Origin of the sequence: Streptomyces sp. NPDC046759 (genome assembly GCF_040645475.1) — a bacterium.
GTDB lineage: Bacteria > Actinomycetota > Actinomycetes > Streptomycetales > Streptomycetaceae > Streptomyces.
This window is the reverse complement of sequence record NZ_JBEYYJ010000089.1, coordinates 1-1,228: the sequence shown is the minus strand read 5'-3', so window position 1 is coordinate 1,228 and position 1,228 is coordinate 1. Positions and strand designations below refer to the sequence as shown.

Sequence of the window (1,228 nt, the reverse complement as noted above, 5' to 3'; positions counted from 1 at the left end):
CCGGCCGGAGGACCGGCAGATCGCCACCCGTCCCCCGGACCGGTCCGGTGAAACAGGGGGCACGGCGGCCCCGGGTCTCTTACCGCTTGTGGCCGTTGCCGTGTCCGTCGGGATGCAGGACCACCTTGGTCCAGCCCTCGTCACGGGCGTCGAAGTGCTCGTAGGCGGTGGGGGCCTCGTCCAGGCTGAGCTCGTGGGAGACGACGAAGCTCGGCTTGGCCTTCCCGCCGGCGATCAGGTCCCGCAGCGCCCGGTTGTACCTCTTCACCGGCGCCTGCCCGGTCCCCATGTGCTGGCCCTTGAACCACATCATGCCGAAGTCGATCGGGACCTTGCCCTGCGCTTCCAGCTCGCCCTGGGCTTCCGCGCCGCCGGGGTCCTGGGGCAGGAAGACGCCCACCACGCCGATGTCGCCGGTGAACCTGACCGAGTCGATCAGTCCGTTGAGCGTGAGGCTGGCGTCCTCGTGTCCCTCGGGGTCGTGTGCCTGGTAGCCGACGCATTCGCAGCCGTTGTCGGCGCCCAGACCGAGGGTGGCGTCCTTGACGACCTCCGCCGGGTTCTGCTCGGCGGTGTTGATCGGGATGGCCCCGATCTCCTCCGCCTTGCGCAGCCGGTCGGGCTGGTGGTCGGCCGTCCAGACGCGTCCGGCGCCCTTGAGGAGGGCGGAGTAGGTGGCCATCAGCCCGACGGGACCGGCCCCGAAGACGATGGTCTGGTCGCCCGGTTTGACGTGGGCCATCTCGGTGGCGTGGTAGCCGGTGGGGAAGATGTCGGCGAGCATCACGTAGTCGGTCTGCCGCTCGGCGGCGTCCTCACCCAGACGCAGCGCGTTGAAGTCGCCGTAGGGCACACGCAGCAGTTCCGCCTGGCCGCCCTGGTAGGGGCCCATGTCGGCGAATCCGTAGGCGGCTCCCGCGAGGGCCGGTTCCGGTTGCATGGTCAGGCAGTAGTTGGTCAGGCCCCGCTCGCACTGCTTGCAGAAGCCGCAGGCGATGTTGAAGGGCAGGACCACGTACTCGCCCACCTGGACCTTGCGGACGGCCGAGCCGACCTCCACGACCTGGCCCATGTTCTCGTGTCCCAGGGTGCGGCCGGACTCGAACGAGGTGCGGCCCTCGTACATGTGCAGGTCCGAACCGCAGATGTTGGTGGTGGTGATCTTGACGATGATGTCGCAGGGGTGTTCGATCTTCGCGTCCGGTACGTCCTTCACCGTGACCGTTCG

General features: G+C 68.7%; 1 protein-coding gene. It reads right to left on the bottom strand.

Translation table 11 applies throughout. The features are described 5' to 3' along the window. Positions 1-79 precede the first annotated feature (79 nt). Positions 80-1,228 (bottom strand): glutathione-independent formaldehyde dehydrogenase (locus ABZ919_RS41505; protein ID WP_361259525.1); only part of this gene is annotated, 1,149 nt, incomplete at its 5' end.